Source organism: Catellatospora sp. TT07R-123 (assembly GCF_018327705.1).
In the GTDB taxonomy this organism is placed as follows: domain Bacteria; phylum Actinomycetota; class Actinomycetes; order Mycobacteriales; family Micromonosporaceae; genus Catellatospora.
This window is the reverse complement of record NZ_BNEM01000002.1, coordinates 1,242,163-1,257,656: the sequence shown is the minus strand read 5'-3', so window position 1 is coordinate 1,257,656 and position 15,494 is coordinate 1,242,163. Positions and strand designations below refer to the sequence as shown.

Below are 15,494 nucleotides of genomic sequence, written 5' to 3'. Positions count from 1 at the left end.
GCGACACCAGCAACGGGTGCGTGCAGGACCTCCGGTTGAATGGTGTGGTGATCACCCTTCAGGCCGTCGTCGAGGTCCCGAACGTACAGGGCACGCCGGTGCCGTGGCCGGTCGCGCCGCTGGCTCCGCTCTCGTGGCTCGTGCTGAACGGCGAGTGCGTCAGCGACCAGGTGGGGCTGTTCGTGGCCGCGCTGGTCGTACACGTCGAGAGACCTGCTGGGGCGGGGCCTGCGGAGACGGTGGACGCGCTGCTGGCTGAGGAGAGTCTCATCGTCTCCGGCGGCCTTCGGGTCATGGACACGGACACCGGGATGGCGGTCACGCCAGGTTGTTGCAGCGGGCTGGAGGACTGGCGCCACTGGAGTGAGCTGCTCTCCGGCGAGTCGCCCTGGATGGGGCACGATCCCGCGCCCAGGGTGGAGTTCCTCGACGACCGGCTGCGGGTCTGGCAGGACGACCATCTCACCGCAGTACGCCAGCAGGCGGAGGCCCACGTCGACCTCCCGCAGTCGATTGTGCCGACGCTGCTCGACGAGGTCCAGCGCGATCTCGTCGACTTCCTCGGCGCCCTGGACGCCTGGTCGCGGCGGATCGTGCCGGACTCTCGGGCGCAAGCGCTGGCGCGGGCGGTCGACCGCAGTCTCGCCGTCTCCGGGCCGCTGGCCCTGCCCGGCGGCCGCGGCTGACGGTCCGGCGCCGCGTCCAACGGCGTCCAGGAGTCGCGGTGCCGGGCCGCGCCCGGCGCGACGATCGCCGTATGAAACGCCCCCGCTTCCGCCGTACCCGCGCGGTCCTGCTGCTCGCCGCGCTCGCGACCAGCCTGGCCACCAGTGTGCCCGCGCCCGCCACCGCCGCCCCGACCTGCGCCGTCCAGGACAACGTCACCGTGTTCTGGGGCACCGGCTACCAGTCCCAGATCACGCTCACCCCGGCGACCGCGGTCACCGCCTGGCAGCTCGACTTCGACCTCGCCGACACCGCGACCGTCCAGTTCACCATGTACGGCAACTTCACCCAGTCCGGCCGCCACGTGACCATCACCAACGCCTCGTTCAACGGCAGCGTCGCCGCCGGAGCCTCGGTCAGCGTGCTGCTCGCGATCAACCCGAACACCAGCGGCAGCAACGTCCCGCCCGCCGGGTTCAGCCTGAACGGCCAGGCCTGCGCCTACACCCCGCAGCCGTACATCGTCGCGACGCCGCTGCGCGCCGACATCGCCGAGGGCGGCACCACGACCTTCACGGTACGGCTCAGCCGGGCCCCCGCCACCAACGTGATCGTCAACCTCGGCAACGCGGCCGGCCCGCCGACCAGCGCGACTCCGACCAGCTTCGTGTTCACGCCCGCCGACTGGAACACGCCCCGCACCGTCACGGCGGTGTCGGCCGAGGACGCCGACACCACGGACCGCGACACGCCCATGGGGCTGACCGTCCAGAACTACCTGCCGGTGACGTACATCCCGGCGTTCGTGGTCCTGCACCAGGTGGACAACGACCGTCCCTGACCCGCGCCCGGCCAGGCGCCGGGCGAGGGCGCCCACCTGCCGGCCAGGTGGGCGCCCTCGCCGCTCATACGATCGTGATGGTCCGGTCGTTGAGGATCGCGTACTGGTCCGGCCCGAACGAGTCCCTGAGGTGCACGGAGAAGCGCCAGGTGCCGGGGTGGGTCGGCTTCCCGTGGATCACGCCGGTGTCGGCGTCGATCTCCAGCCCCGGTGGCAGGGTGCCGGTGCACCACCAGGTGAACGGCTTGTTGAAGGCGCGCTCGCCGGTGCGCTCGACGGTCGCGGAGTACTTGTCGCGGGTCGAGCCGTTCGGGAAGGCCTGCTCGGGGATGTCGGGGGGCGAGCACCAGTTGGGCGCGGCGAGCATCATTCCGCCGGTCATGATCGTGGCGGCGTCCACCACCCCGACGAACGCCGCCCGCTTGAGCCCGCCCATTGTCGGCTGCACCCGCATACGGGTCAGCTGGAGGTACTCCGGGATCACCCCCATGGACAGCTGCGCCTTCGCGTAGCCGTTGGGCAGCCCGCCCTTGACCGCGCACACGGTCTGGCCGATGGCGAGACCGGCGACGCACACCGGACCGGTCGTCACCTTCCCGAGGTTCTTGAACGCCGGGACCGGGTACTTCGTCGAGTCGGCGCGATGCAGGCCCCAGGTGGTCCAGGCGGCGGTCATGCCGGCGCCTGCCAGCAGGAAGCTGCCGAGCGCCGGTGACCTCCAGGGCTTGCCGTTCAGCGGCGGGTAGGCGGCCAGGGTCGACATGGTGGAGCCGTAGAGCGCGTTCATGCCGGCCACGAGCCAGCCCGGGAAGCTGAACGTGAAGGTCTCCTTGCCGAGGGTGGGGGCGATGTCGGCGAGGAGGTTGGTGGGGCCGCTGAACGCGATGCTCAGGCCGCACATCGACTTGACCGACTTGACGACGTCGAGCTCGACGTCGCCGGCGCGGGCGCCCGCCACGTGGTCGGGATGCCCCGGCGGGGCGGGCAGTTTCGGGAACCCGTGCGGGAACGGGGCCGAGTCGACCCCGTGCACCAGCTTGTGCGCCACCGTGATGTGGAAGGCGCCGATCAGGCACATGAGGCCGCCGATCGTCATCTCCTCGATGTCGTCCTCGTGGATCCCGTTGTGGCGCTGGAGCCAGGTGTAGAGCCAGTTCACCGGCCCGAGCGGAGGGACGTACTTGAGGAGGTCGTGCATCGTGGCGGCGAGCACGCCCATGAGTTCCACCACGACCTGCACCACCAGGTCGCCCAGCTCCAGGAACGCCAGCAGCAGGTGCTCCACGAGGTCGAGCAGGGCTGTGACGGTGGTCTTGCCGGCCAGGTCGGGGTCGTTGGGGCTGACCAGGAGCCGGATGAGCGCGTCGAGGTCGCCGAGGACGGCGCGGGCCTCCTCGGTGATGCCGGAGTCGGCCACCAGGTGCTCGAACCGCTGCCACACCTCCGCCAGCGCCGAGGCGTCGAGGGCCGGCGGCGGCGCGGCGGCGAAGGCGGCCAGCGCGCTGCTGCTGACGGTCTGGTCCAGCATCCAGCTGCCCTGCGGGTTGTCGTGGATGTCCTGCGGGGCGACCACCTTGCCGGAGGGGTCGGTGGGCGACGGCATCTGGTTGGCCGCGTTGCCCGTCGGCTCGTCGAGGCTGTTGCGCTTGGCGTCCTTGAAGTTGCGGCGTACGTCGGCCTCCTGCGCGACGAACCAGCCGTGCATGTCCGCGGCGATGTCCTGAGCCGCGGTGGCGGTGTGGTCCAGGGTCTGCTTCAGGGCCGCTTGCAGCGCCTTCTTCGTCTCCCAGATGTCGATGAAGCGGAACAGCGCCCGCAGCCAGTTGACGACCTTCACCACCGTGTCGACGACCAACCGGATGATCGACTCGACGGCGCGGACCGCGGCCTCGACGGCCTCGATGACGAAGTCGACCAGCGCGATGATCGCTTCGCCGATCTTGATGAAGATCGTGGTGGCCACCTCCACGATGACGTGGACGACCTCGATGACGCCGTTCTTGATGCCCTCCCAGACGTCGCCGGCCCAGTGCACGAAGTCGCTCCACAGGCCGCCGTACTGGGCGGTCTCCATGATCGCCTTCTTGTGCGCCAGGACATGTTCGGGGGAGTGCAGCTCCGTGTAGACGATCCGGCCCGCGTCGGGGCCCTCGGTGGGGGACAGCGCCGAGCCGATCGAGAACCCGTGCAGGGGCGCCGCGCCGCCCCGGCCGCCGGTCAGACGGGAGAGCATCTCCTGGCCGTCGGCCTTGCGGAACACGTTCTTGATGCTGTCGGCCACCTCGCCGCACGACTCGTGATGCTCGGTCACGATGGGTACGCCGTCGACCTTGGCGTCCGCGAGCGCCGTCTCGTCGAACCGGCCGTTCTGCGAGGGCAGGGTGCCGGTGCCGGCGAGGTAGTCGTGCACTCCGGCGGCGGGCTGGATGACCGCACCCTGCTGGAGGCCGACCGCGTCCACGTGCAGGGTCGCGGGCAGCAGGCTGTCCGCGAGGGTGGCGATGGTGATCTTGCCGAACGAGTTCGTCGTCAGCCGGGTGCCCAGACCCGGACCGACCAGGTAGGAGGCGCCCTCGACCTGGACCTCCACCAGGGTCTCGGCGCTCACCGTGACGGGCTGGGCGGGCATCGGGTTGCCCCGGCCGTCCCGCACGGTCACGGTGCTGACGTAGTGGGTGACCATGTGCCGGCTCTTGTCGAGATGTGGGTCGAGCTCCTCGGAGGCTGGCAGGCGGATCTTGTCGCGGGACCACCGGCCCGAGACGAGGTCCTGGGTGTGGATCGCGAACCGGTCGGAGTCCTCCCGTCTCCCCGCCAGCCGCACGAACTGGCTGGGCACGGCGGACGGATACGAACCCACGGCGAAGGACGCGACGTCCGCGACCAGCCCGATGAGCGCGGGCACGGTCACGACGACCTCGTCGGTGTCCGGGGCCGTGCCGACCGCCTGCGACCAGACCGGCTCGCCGTGGGGGCCCCAGCTCGACTGGTGCAGCACCCGCAGGTGCGTGGTCACGTTGCCGTCCGCGTCCTTCTCGGGGACCAGGCCGTAGACGTGCGCGACGCCGTGGTCGTCCAGCCAGGACGTGGCGGTCCGCAGGCCCAGCCCCTCGGTCTGCTGCCGGTGCACGTGGGCGTCACCGGTGGTCAGGTTCCAGGTCCACAGATCGCCTGCCTTGTCGAGGTAGATGCAGCCGAGGTCGGGCCGCTGGTAGGACCGGAACACCCCGACGAGCTGGGCGGCGTCGGCGGCGACCCGGACCGGGGCACCCGACTCCGGGTTGTGGCGCGTGATGACGCCGTCCACCAGCGCGTACGCGACATACCCGACGGGGCCGCCGGAGAAGGTGTACGACTCCCGCACCCGCCCGGACGCGTAGCCGGAGACGGCCGCGCTCGACGACGCGACGGGATTGGTCGCGTCCACGGCCGAGAACCGCCGGGTTGCGACGCCGATCGAGGCGGTGAGGATGATGTTGTTGCCGTGGGCGTCGACGCCGCCGATGATCGGGATGTTCCGGTCGTAGTACACGTGCATGTGGCGCATGCCCAGAGTGCCGCCCATGTCGTAGTTGATGACGTCGCGGGCGGGCTTCTCCCAGGTGCAGACGGTGGCGGCGGGGTCGCTCGCGGCGACGAGCCGCAGGGCCCGCAGCGCGGTCGGGGTCACCGCATTGGGCGTGGTGAAGACCGCCCACACGCTGAAGTCCTCGGGGTGTACGACCACGACGACCTCGTCGGCGAGCCACTGGACGCCGCCGGGGTCGTCCAACGGCGACTGGGTCCAGCCGGTGTCGGAGTCCGAGCGCCGCAGGTAGCTCAGGTGCCCGGTCTCGTCGATGACCAGGGCCTCCTGCTTGCCGCCGAGGAACGGGTTGGCGAACAGGGCGACCTTGTTGTGTCCGGTGGCCGCGGAGACGAGGTCGGCGCTGACCACGTCCTCCATCAGCAGGCTGGCGGCGGTGATCGAGCCGACGCGGTCGAGCGGGTCGGGCTCGTCGGCGAGCCGCCGGGGTCGCGCGGTCGCGGAGAGGGCAGTGCGCACGGGATACCACCTCATCGGTTGCGGGGACGGCGAGGGCCGTCCACCGTGCACTGAAGAGCGCGCTGCGCCACGGGAAATAGCCAAAGAATCAGACAGAATCGGCAAGGCGACGCTTCGGCCCGGCGGCGTGCGCCAGCCCGGCACCAGGTGGACAACGAGCCGTTCCGAGCCGCATGCTGACCGCACCATGGCCATCGATGCACGGGTCGCGCGCGCGACCGGGACGGTGCCCGCCGGGCCCGCTCGCGCCACCGCCCCCGACCAGGTGCAGACCCTGGCGGACCTGGCCCGCCTGCTGCGTGAGCTGCGCCGCCGCCACGCCCGCCTGCGCGGCGGCCCACCGCTGTCCTACCGCGAGCTGGCGGCCGCCACCGGCTGGTCGCGCGGCATCATCGGCGAGTACCTGTCCGGCCGGGTGCTGCCCCCGACGGACCGCTTCGACGACCTGGTACGCCTGCTCGGCGCCACCCCCGCCGAGCAGGGTGCCCTGGCCACGGCCCGTGACCGGGTCGAGGAGCGGCGCCGCCGCGCGGTCCCCACACCGGTGCCGGTGGCCGATGGCGGTCCGCCGGTGCCCCGGCAGCTGCCCGCCGACGTGCCCGGCTTCACCGGCCGGGCCGCCCAGCTCGCGGCCCTGGACGGGCATCCGGCGACGGTGTCGGCGATCTGCGGCACGGCCGGGATCGGCAAGACCGCGCTGGCGGTGCACTGGGCGCATGCCGCCCGGGACCGGTTCCCCGACGGACAGCTCTACCTGGACCTGCGCGGCTACGACCCGGAGCGGCCGGTGCCGCCCGCCGACGCCCTGGCCACGCTGCTGCGCGGGCTCGGCGTCGACGCCGCGGGCATCCCGGTGGACCTGCCGGGCCGGGCCGCCCTCTACCGGACGCTGCTGGCCGGGCGCCGGATGCTGGTGCTGCTCGACAACGCGTACGAGGCCGAGCAGGTCCGCCCGCTGCTGCCCGGCACGGCATCGGCGGTGGTCGTGGTGACCAGCCGGGACGGCCTGGCCGGGCTGGTGGCCCGCGACGGCGCCCGCCGCGTCGACCTGGACGTGCTCACGCCCGCCGAGGCGGCCGCGCTGCTCGGCGCGCTGCTGGGCGCGCGGGCCGCCGCCGAGCCGGGCGCGGTCGCCGAGCTGGCCCGCCGCTGCGGCAGGCTGCCGCTGGCGCTGCGGGTCGCTGCCGAGGTCGCGGCCGCCCAGCCGGGGCGCAGCCTCGCGGGGCTGGTCGCGGAGCTGCCCGCCGGGGCGGGCGTGCCGGACCTGCTGGACGCGACCGGCGACCCGCGCACCGAGGTGCGGGCGGTGTTCTCGTGGTCGCTGCGGCAGCTGCCCGGCCCGGTGGCGCACGCGTTCACGCTGCTGGGGCTGTACCCGGGCACGCAGTTCGACCGGTATCCGCTGGCGGCGCTGGCCGCGGTCGACGCCGACACGGCGGGCACGCTGCTGCGCCGCCTGGCCCGCGCGCATCTGGTCGAGGCGGTCGGCCCGGGGCGTCACCGGATGCACGACCTGCTCCGGGCGTACGCCGCCGACCTCGCCGCGACCCTGGACCCCGCGCTGACCGAACTGGCGCTGGACCGGCTGCACGGGCACACGGTCGACGCCGCGACGGCTGCCCGCGACGCGCTCTTCCCGCACGACAGCGGGCCGCCCGCCGCCCCGGCCGGGCCGGCGCCGCCGCTGGCCGAGCCCCGGCAGGCGCAGCGCTGGCTCGACCGGCAGCGCCCCGACCTTGTGTCGCTGGCCCTGCACGCGGCCCGCACCGGGCGCGCGCCCACCGCCGCCGCCCTGTCCACGCTGCTGTGGCGGTACTTCGAGGTCGGCGGGCACCACCAGGACGCCCTGGCGGTGCACACCGCGGCGGTACGGTCGGCGGGCAGCCCGGCCGCGCTGGCCAACCTAGCCAACGTGCAGTGGTGGCTCGGCTCCTATGCCGACGCCCGCAGCCACTTCGAGGCCGCCGCCGACGGGTTCCAGGCCGCGGGCGACGCCCCGGGGCAGGGGCGGGCGCTGGCCCGGCTGGCGATGGTGCACGAGCGGCTCGGCGACTACGGACCCGCCCTGGACTGCCTGCACCGGGCGCTGACCGTGTACCGGCGCACCGGCGACCGGCACGGCGAGGCGTCCCAGCTGCTCAACCGCGGCTCGCTGTACCGGCGGCTCGGTCGGCCGGTCCGGGCGCTGGCACACCACCGCCGCGCGGCGGCGCTGTTCGGTTCGGTGGGCGACCGGCGGCTGGAAGGCTACGCGCTGGGCAACCTGGGGGCCACGCTGCTGCATCTCGGCCGGGCTGATCAGGCGTTGGCGCCGCTGCGGCGGGCGCTGGTGCGCTGCCGCGACGCGGGCGACCCGGCGGGAACCGGCAGCGCGCGGGCGACCCTGGGCGCGGCATACCGGGTGCTCGGTCGGCCCGCCCGCGCCCTGGACCAGCTCGAACAGGCTCTAGACCTGGCCCGGCGGACCGGTGATCGCGGCCTGGAGACCGAGACCCTGAACGCGCTCGGCGAGACGCTGCTCGACCTGGACCGCCCCGCCGAGGCGCTGGCACGGCACCGGGCCGCGCTCGCGGTCACGGCCCGCACCGGCGACCGCTGCGAGCACGCCCGTGCCCTGGACGGCCTGGCCGCGGCGCTGGTCGAGACCGACCCGGCCGGGGCACGCGACCACTGGACCCGGGCGCTGGCCGTTTACACCGATCTCGGGCTGCCCGACGCCGACCGGGTGCGGGCCCGGCTGGCGCAGCCGAGATAGGGGCAGCTCGACCGGGGTACGCCGGTCAGCAGCGGGTGCCGTTGACGGTGATGTCGGTCGGGGTGGTGGCGGTGGGGGCGACGGCCGTCCAGCCGAACGAGATCCGGCCGCCGCTGGCGACCGTGCCGTTCCACGGCTGGTTGACCGCCGTCAGCTCCAGCGGCGTGGGCTGGGTCATCCGGGCTGCCCAGGCGTTGCCGAGCTGGGTGCCGTCGGGCACGGTCCAGCGCAGCGACCAGCTATCGAGTCGCGGCCCCTGGTTGCGGATGTCGATCGTCGCGGTGAACCCGTTCGGGTACGCCGTGAACGTGTACACGCAGGTGACGGCCGGTTCGGCGGAGGCCGGCGCGGGCAGCGCGACCGCCAGCAGAGTCACGGCGGCGGCGATGGTCCGGCGCATGGGCACCCCCAGATCGGCGCGATGTCCCTGCGATTGTAGGCGGCGGGCGTCCACGGCGGACACTGCCGGGACGTACTCACCGCTGGAGGTACACCTCATGTGGTGTGGCCACACCGTAGGAGGTGTGCTCCCGGCGCAGAGGTATGCGCCGCCGCCGGGCAAATCGGTTGCGCCCGCCGGTGGGGTCATTAGCGTGGTGAAATGCTGACGCCGCCCGACGATCTGCCCGACGACCTGCTGCCGCAGGTGCTGGACCGGGACTGGGGGCTGGCGGTGGCGGCGGTCGACTACCGGCCGGTCGGCTGGGGCAGCCACCACTGGGAGGTACGCGACACCGGCGGCACCCGCTGGTTCGCCACCCTCGACGAGCTGGCCCACAAGCGGCTGACCGCCGACGAGCCGCTCGACGTGGGGTTCGGCCGGCTGCGCGCGGCGCTGGCCGCGACGCGGGCGCTGCACGACGGCGGTGCCGGGTTCGCGGTCGCGCCGGTGCCGACCTGGTCCGGGTCGCCGCTGGCCCGAGCGGGCGAGCAGTATGCCGTGACCCTGCACGCCTTCGTCGAGGGGCGCAGCTTCGGCTGGGGCGAGTGGGAGTCGCCGGACCATCGCCGGGCGGTACTCGACCTGGTGGCGCGGGTGCACGCCGCGCCGGAGCCGGTGCGGGCGCTGGCGCCGGTGGACGGGTTCGCGGTGCCGCACCGCGACCAACTGGCGGCGGCGCTGGCCGCGGGGGCGGTGCCGGACGCCGGACCGTACGCCCGGAGGTGCTCCGAGCTGGTGCGCGGCCACGCCGCACCGATCCGCGGCCTGCTGGACCGGTATGACGCGCTGGTGGCCGCGGCGCGGGCGCGGCCGGGCCGCCTGGCGCTCACGCACGGGGAGCCGCATCCGGGCAACACGATGCGCACCGGTGCCGGCTGGGTGCTGATCGACTGGGAGACCGCGCGCTGCGCCCCGCCCGAGCGCGACCTGTGGGGCCTGGACCCGGGCGACGGCTCGCTGCTGGCAGCGTACGAGCAGGCCACCGGGGTGGCGCCGGACCCGGCGATGCTGGCGCTCTACCGCATCCGCTGGGATCTGTCCGATCTGGCGGTGGACGTGGCCCGCTTCCGCCGCCCGCACTCCGGCAACGCCGACGACACCCAGTCCTGGCAGATCCTCACCCGCCTGGTCACCCACCTCGCCAACCCCTGACCGTGGCCTGGGGGAGTGGGTTGCGTCGCGTAACCGGTTACTGAATGATGCACTCGATCATTCGAGTCCCTGGTGGAGGACCCTGTGCGACTGCGTGTGCTGACGTGGAACCTGTGGTTGGCGGGTGACTGCGTCGACGACGCCCGCGCCAAGCAGCTGCGGTTCCTGCGCGAGCAGGCGCCCGACGTGGTGGGGCTCCAGGAGACCATGGGCACCGCCGCCCGCGAGCTGGCCGAGGAGCTGGGCTGGCACCACCGGCAGGGCGGCAGCTGCGGCATCATCTCGCCGCATCCGATCGTGGAAGGCTACGGCGACGACGAGATGTGGGGCGTCGGCGCCCGGCTGCGCCTGCCCGAGACCGACGTCGTGGTGTGGAGCGCCCACCTGAACTACACCCCGTACGGACCGTACGAGCTGCTGGCGGGGGCGTCGGCGGCGCAGGTGCTGGCAGCCGAGGAGGAGTCGGCGCGGCCGGAGCAGATCCGGCAGATCCTGGCGGAGATGGCGCCCGCGCTGGCCGAGCCGGGCCTGCCGGTGCTGCTGCTCGGTGACTTCAACACCCCGTCGCACCTGGACCGGCCGCAGGTGCCGTGGCCGGTGAGCACCGCGGTCACCGACGCGGGCCTCTACGACGCATACCGGATGGTGCATCCGGACCCGGTGGCGCAGCCCGGCCACACCTGGTCGCCGATCATCGCGTGGCACGAGGGCGATCCGGGCACGCCGGAGCCGCAGGACCGGATCGACTTCATCCACGCGGCGGGGCCGCTGCGGCCGCTGGAGGTCGGCACGGTGCTGGTGGGCGAGCCCGCCCCGGTGCCGGAGCACGTCGGCAACGAGTGGACCTCCGACCACTGGGCCGTGCTGGGCACGTTCGCGCTGGCGTCGGCGCGATGACCGGGCTGGACCTGCGCACGTACGACGCGGTGCTGCTGGACATGGACGGCACCCTGGTCGACACCGAGCGGCAGTGGGTGCTGGCCATCCACGACCTGGTGGCCGAGCTGGGCGGCATCCCGGTCGACGACCGTCGGATCGTCGGCGGCTCGGTGGCGACGATCGTCGCGGTGCTGGGCGAGTCGCTGGGGCACCGCCGTCCGGTGCCGGAGCTGGTGCTGCTGCTGGAGGCGGCGGTGGCCCGGCGGATCGAGCAGTCGGGCATCGAGCTGCGGCCCGGGGCGCGGCGGCTGCTGGAACTGCTGTCGGCGTACGGGGTGCCGACGGCGCTGGTGACCTCGTCGGGCCGGGGCGACACCGAGCGGGTGCTGGACGTGCTGGGGCGCGGCCACTTCGCGGTGACGGTCACCGCCGACGACGTGGTCCGGCACAAGCCGGACCCGCTGCCGTACCTGACGGCGGCCCGGCTGCTCGGGGTGGACCCGGGGCGGTGTGTAGCGGTGGAGGACTCGCTGGCGGGTCTGGCCGCGGCCGAGGCCGCCGGGTGTACGACCGTCGCCGTGCCCTGCCTGCAACCGATCCCGGCCGCGCCCGGACGGCACGTGCTGGCCAGCCTGGACGCCCTGTTCCTGACCGCCTGAACCTGCTCTGAGCTGCTGATGTCTCGTCCGGTCGTCCGACGTGGACCCGGCTGTCGCGGCGTCGTGCCCGCGATCATCGAGAAATCACTGTCAAAGCGGCGTTTCCCGGCTTTTCGCCTGCGGATCGACATTTACTACCCAACCGTCAGGGCCGTTCCGGATTGGATCAAGGTTAACTGGTTTGGTTGACGGGTGTTTGTTTCCGGCGACAACATTGTTGAGCTGCATGGATTTTCGAAACGACCATGGGAGAGCGCTCACCGAAAAGGCTGGTATAAATAACGTCATGACAAGCAAACGGGCCGACCAGCGCGCCCCGACGTTGGAGCAGGTCGCCGAGCAGGCGGGCGTCTCCCGTTCCACGGTCTCGCGCGTCATCAACGGCGTCGCCACCGTCGATCCTGAGCTGCGCCAGGTCGTGCAGCAGGCCATCGAGGCGACCGGCTACGTGCCGAACCTGGCCGCGCGCTCGCTGGTGACCCGCCGCACCGACTCGGTCGCGCTGGTCGTGTCCGAAGCGGACGACCGCGACACCGCCGACCCGTTCCTCAACCGGATCTTCACCGACCCGTTCCTGGGCCGGATCACGGCCGGGGCGCTGGAGGTGCTGCGGCCCGAGGGCATCCATCTCGTGATCATGCCCGCGGAGTGGACGGCCCAGAACCACGTCGTGCGCTACCTGCGCCAGGGCCACGTCGACGGGGTGCTGCTGATCTCCAGCCATACCGCCGATCCGCTGCCGCGGCAGCTGTGCGACCTCAACATCCCGGCGGTGCTGTCGGCCCGGCCGGGCCAGCCGCTGCCGATGAGCTACGTCGACGTCGAGCAGCAGGTCGGCGCGAAGCTGGCCGCCGAGCACCTGCTCGGCATCGGCCGCCACCGGCTGGGCACCGTCTCCGGGCCGCTGGACATGCCCTCGGCGCAGGACCGCCTCAACGGGTTCCGGGCCGCCCTGGCCGTGCACGGCTACCCGTACGTGCCGTCGGCGGTCGGCGACTTCACCCGCGGCAGCGGCGAGAACGCCACCCGCGAGCTGCTGGCCGCACACCCCGACATCGACGGCCTGTTCGTGGCCAACGACCTGATGGCCGAGGGCGCCCTGCAGGCGCTGCGCGACCTGGGGCGGCGCGTGCCCGAGGACGTGGCGGTGGTCGGCTTCGACGACAGCGTCGCGGCGCTGCAGTGCCGTCCGCAGCTCACCACGGTCCACCAGCCGCTGGAGGAGATGGCCGCCGAGATGGCGCGGCTGCTGCTGGCGCGTATCAGCCAGCCGGAGGCGCGGGCGCGTTCGGTGATCTTCCATCCTCGCCTGATCCGTCGCGGGTCTGCCTAGAACGAGGTGCACCGTCCGGGGCGGGAGAGGGGTTCCGCCCCGGACGGTGCCGTCTCGGTGGTGCCTGATCGGCCGACCGGTGGCCGCGCCGGACGGTGCCGACGCGGTAGGTTGCGAGCAACGGCCCCGGCCGAGGCGGCCGCCTCGGCTGCGGGCCGGGCCGGCGGCCGGGAACCGATGACAGGCGGTTCCGGGTCCGCCTCCTGCGGGATTGGGGACGAGCTCTCGCAGGGGGCAGGTGGGTCCTGCGGGGCAGCAGGGCCCACCTGCCGGCCGAACGTGGGGAGCCACTTGGTGCGCCGCTTGAGCGGCGGCGCACCGGGGCGAGCCATGTTCGGTCCGAACGTGGGGGTGTGCTCGGCGCGCCGTCCGCTCAACGACGCGCCGAGAGTCTCCGCGTTCGGGTGCTAGTTGTAGACGCGGACGTAGTCGATGAGCATCTGCGACGGGAACGGGGTGCTCGCGTCGGGGTTGCCCGGCCAGTCCCCGCCCACGGCGAGGTTGACGATCAGGTAGAACGGGTGGTCGTAGACCCACGGGCCGCGGGTCGACTCCACCGTCGCCTTGCTGGCGTAGAACACCTCGGTGCTGTCGACGAAGAACCGGATGCCGTTGCTGTCCCACTGCGCGGCGTACACGTGGTAGTCCGCGGACAGGTCGATGCCCCAGATCTTCTCGAACCCGTAGCCGCCGCCGCCGTTGTACGCGGGCGCGTGCAGGGTGGTGTAGCTGCGGGTGGTGTCCTTGCCCAGGATCTCCATGATGTCGATCTCGCCGTTGTACGGCCAGGGCCGCCCGGTGAGGAAGTCGGCGCCCATCATCCAGAACGCCGGCCAGAAGCCGTTGCCCTTGGGCACCTTCACCCGGGCCTCGACCCGGCCGTACTGGAACGTGAACTTGCCGCCGGTGTTCATGCGGTGGCTGGTGTACTGCATGCCGCCGACGGCTTCCTTACGCGCCTCGACCACGAGCGAGCCGGCGCCGTTCATGTTCGCGTTGTTGTTGTTCGTGTAGTACTGCTGCTCGGCGTTCTGGCCGGTGCCGGTGTCGATGGTCCACTTGGACGCGTCGGGCTTGGTGCCCGCGGCCCCGTTGAACTCGTCGGCGAAGATCAGGTGCGTGGCCGGGAACGTCGGGTTCGGCGGCTGGGCCGGGGGCGTGTTGGGCGCGCCGCCGGTGCCGTACACCTGGAACTCGTAGATCGAGTAGCCGTAGCCGTTCGAGCGCTGGGTGCCGTACATCCGCACGTAGCGGCCGGTGCCGTTGACGTTGATCGTCTGCTTGAACCCGGTGCTGGTGGTGGTGCTGTAGATCGTCGTCCAGTTGGCCGCGTCGTTGGAGGTCTGCAGCTGGTAGGCGACCGCGAAGGCCGGGTCCCACTGCAGCACGACCTTGTGGATCTGGGCGGTCGCGCTCAGGTCGACGTAGATCCAGCCCGGGTCGACCCAGCCCGTGGTGGCGCTGGTGGCCCAGCGCGAGGCCGGGTCGAGGTCGAACGCGCGGGCCGGGGTGCACTGGAAGCAGGCGCCGTCGTCCTGGGAGGTCGAGGCGAAGCCCGGCTTGTTGTACGACAGCAGCACGTCGCCGCCCGGGTTCGGGCTGGGCGAGGTGGACGGGGACGGGGACGGCTGCGGCGACGGCGAGGTCGGCGTGCCGCCGGTGTACACGGCGAACTCCCACAGCGAGTAGCCCCACTGGGTGGCCCGCGCGGTGCCGTTCATCCGCACGTAGCGGCCCGAGCCGCTGACGGTGAGGTTCTGCACGCCGCCGGTGCTGGTGGTGGTGCTGTAGACGTTGGTCCACGGGCCGGTCGCCGAGTTCGACACCTGGATCTGGAACGCCGACGCGTACGCCGGCTCCCAGTTCAGGGTCACGCCGCAGACCGACGCGGTGGCGCCCAGGTCGACCTGGATCCACTGCGGGTCGGCGAAGGCGCTGGACCAGCGGGTGCCGCCGTTGCCGTCGAACGCGTTGGCCGCGGCGAACGCGGCCTCCGCCGACGAGGCCGAGGCGGGCTTGCCCAGGGCGGCGTTGCTCGTGCCGCAGCCGGAGCTGCCGCCGATGATGCCGAACACCTGGAACTCGTAGAGCGAGTAGCCGTAGGCGGTGGCGCGGGCGGTGCCGTTCATCCGGACGTAGCGCCCGGAGCCGGACACGGCCAGCGTCTGCACGCCGCCGGTGCTGGTGGTGGTGCTGTAGACGTTGGTCCACGGGCCGGTCGCCGAGGCCGAGACCTGGATCTGGAAGGCGGTCGCGTACGCCGGCTCCCAGCGCAGGATGACCTGGCTGATGCTGGCGGTGGCGCCCAGGTCGATCTGCACCCACTGCGGGTCGCTGAACGCGCTGGACCAGCGGGTCACGGTGTCGCCGTCGACGACGTTGGACGCCGGGAACGCGATGTTCTCGGTCGACGACGCCGTGGCGGTCTTGCCCTGCGAGATGAGCGGGTCGGCGGCGTTGGCCGAGGTCGCCTGCACCGCGACGTACGAGGCGAGGACGGCCCCGACGATGCCGAGGGCCAGGGACCAGCGGCGGCGGCCGGCGGTCGATCGCGGCGGGGCCGCGGTCGGGACGGATGTCATGACATCTCCTGACGGGATGGCTGGAGAACCGCGGGGACCACGCCCCCGCGGGATCCGGTGTGCCGCCGTGGCCATGGGCTGATGGCCACGGCGGCCGGTCAGTTCGACATGCGGCGCCACCGGAGCCGAATGCTGGGGAG

The 15,494-nt window shown here is 72.8% G+C and carries 10 protein-coding genes; 7 read left to right on the top strand and 3 right to left on the bottom strand.

Translation table 11 applies throughout. The features are described 5' to 3' along the window. Positions 1 to 47 precede the first annotated feature (47 nt). Both Cs7R123_RS25685 and Cs7R123_RS25680 read left to right on the top strand, forming a co-directional pair. Positions 48 to 686 (top strand): hypothetical protein, encoded by a 639-nt coding sequence (locus Cs7R123_RS25685; protein ID WP_244872140.1) that lies wholly within the window; start codon positions 48 to 50, stop codon positions 684 to 686. 71 nt (positions 687 to 757) lie between these two features. After that, positions 758 to 1,507 (top strand): cellulose binding domain-containing protein, encoded by a 750-nt coding sequence (locus Cs7R123_RS25680; RefSeq protein WP_212830268.1) that lies wholly within the window; start codon positions 758 to 760, stop codon positions 1,505 to 1,507. Positions 1,508 to 1,571: 64 nt separating this feature from the next. Here the strand turns inward: Cs7R123_RS25680 and Cs7R123_RS25675 are convergent, their stop codons facing one another. Further along, positions 1,572 to 5,552 carry a putative Ig domain-containing protein gene (locus Cs7R123_RS25675; RefSeq protein WP_212830267.1) on the bottom strand — a complete coding sequence of 1,327 codons (3,981 nt, stop codon included), beginning with the start codon at positions 5,550 to 5,552 and terminating at the stop codon, positions 1,572 to 1,574. A 187-nt stretch (positions 5,553 to 5,739) separates the two neighbouring features. Here Cs7R123_RS25675 and Cs7R123_RS25670 point away from each other — a divergent pair, with 187 nt between their 5' ends. Next, complete coding sequence (locus Cs7R123_RS25670; protein ID WP_212830266.1) at positions 5,740 to 8,307, top strand: tetratricopeptide repeat protein; 2,568 nt, start codon at positions 5,740 to 5,742, stop codon at positions 8,305 to 8,307. Between the two features lie 25 nt (positions 8,308 to 8,332). On the opposite strand, the gene Cs7R123_RS25665 is transcribed toward Cs7R123_RS25670, so the two are convergent. Further along, a complete protein-coding gene (locus Cs7R123_RS25665; RefSeq protein ID WP_212830265.1) occupies positions 8,333 to 8,707 on the bottom strand; it encodes a cellulose binding domain-containing protein in 375 nt (124 codons plus the stop codon). Between the two features lie 201 nt (positions 8,708 to 8,908). Here Cs7R123_RS25665 and Cs7R123_RS25660 point away from each other — a divergent pair, with 201 nt between their 5' ends. From Cs7R123_RS25660 to Cs7R123_RS25645, 4 genes are all read left to right on the top strand, one after another. Further along, positions 8,909 to 9,901, top strand: coding sequence for a phosphotransferase family protein (locus Cs7R123_RS25660; RefSeq protein WP_212830264.1), 993 nt, complete (start codon positions 8,909 to 8,911; stop codon positions 9,899 to 9,901). A gap of 84 nt (positions 9,902 to 9,985) precedes the next feature. Continuing rightward, positions 9,986 to 10,798, top strand: a complete 813-nt coding sequence (locus Cs7R123_RS25655) for an endonuclease/exonuclease/phosphatase family protein (RefSeq protein ID WP_212830263.1) — start codon at positions 9,986 to 9,988, stop codon at positions 10,796 to 10,798. Further along, positions 10,795 to 11,439 carry an HAD family phosphatase gene (locus Cs7R123_RS25650; protein ID WP_212830262.1) on the top strand — a complete coding sequence of 215 codons (645 nt, stop codon included), beginning with the start codon at positions 10,795 to 10,797 and terminating at the stop codon, positions 11,437 to 11,439. The genes Cs7R123_RS25655 and Cs7R123_RS25650 overlap by 4 nt, the downstream gene beginning before the upstream one ends. Before the next feature lie 286 nt (positions 11,440 to 11,725). After that, complete coding sequence (locus tag Cs7R123_RS25645; protein ID WP_212830261.1) at positions 11,726 to 12,772, top strand: LacI family DNA-binding transcriptional regulator; 1,047 nt, start codon at positions 11,726 to 11,728, stop codon at positions 12,770 to 12,772. Between the two features lie 407 nt (positions 12,773 to 13,179). On the opposite strand, the gene Cs7R123_RS25640 is transcribed toward Cs7R123_RS25645, so the two are convergent. Beyond that, positions 13,180 to 15,354, bottom strand: coding sequence for a discoidin domain-containing protein (locus tag Cs7R123_RS25640; protein WP_212830260.1), 2,175 nt, complete (start codon positions 15,352 to 15,354; stop codon positions 13,180 to 13,182). Between the last annotated feature and the right edge of the window lie 140 nt (positions 15,355 to 15,494).

Coding starts and splice junctions, on each gene's coding strand:
- Cs7R123_RS25680 (WP_212830268.1), top strand. CDS start 758: ATGAAACGCCCCCGCTTCCGCCGTACCCGCGCGGTCCTGCTGCTCGCC.
- Cs7R123_RS25670 (WP_212830266.1), top strand. CDS start 5,740: ATGGCCATCGATGCACGGGTCGCGCGCGCGACCGGGACGGTGCCCGCC.
- Cs7R123_RS25665 (WP_212830265.1), bottom strand. CDS start 8,707: ATGCGCCGGACCATCGCCGCCGCCGTGACTCTGCTGGCGGTCGCGCTG.
- Cs7R123_RS25660 (WP_212830264.1), top strand. CDS start 8,909: ATGCTGACGCCGCCCGACGATCTGCCCGACGACCTGCTGCCGCAGGTG.
- Cs7R123_RS25650 (WP_212830262.1), top strand. CDS start 10,795: ATGACCGGGCTGGACCTGCGCACGTACGACGCGGTGCTGCTGGACATG.
- Cs7R123_RS25645 (WP_212830261.1), top strand. CDS start 11,726: ATGACAAGCAAACGGGCCGACCAGCGCGCCCCGACGTTGGAGCAGGTC.
- Cs7R123_RS25640 (WP_212830260.1), bottom strand. CDS start 15,354: ATGACATCCGTCCCGACCGCGGCCCCGCCGCGATCGACCGCCGGCCGC.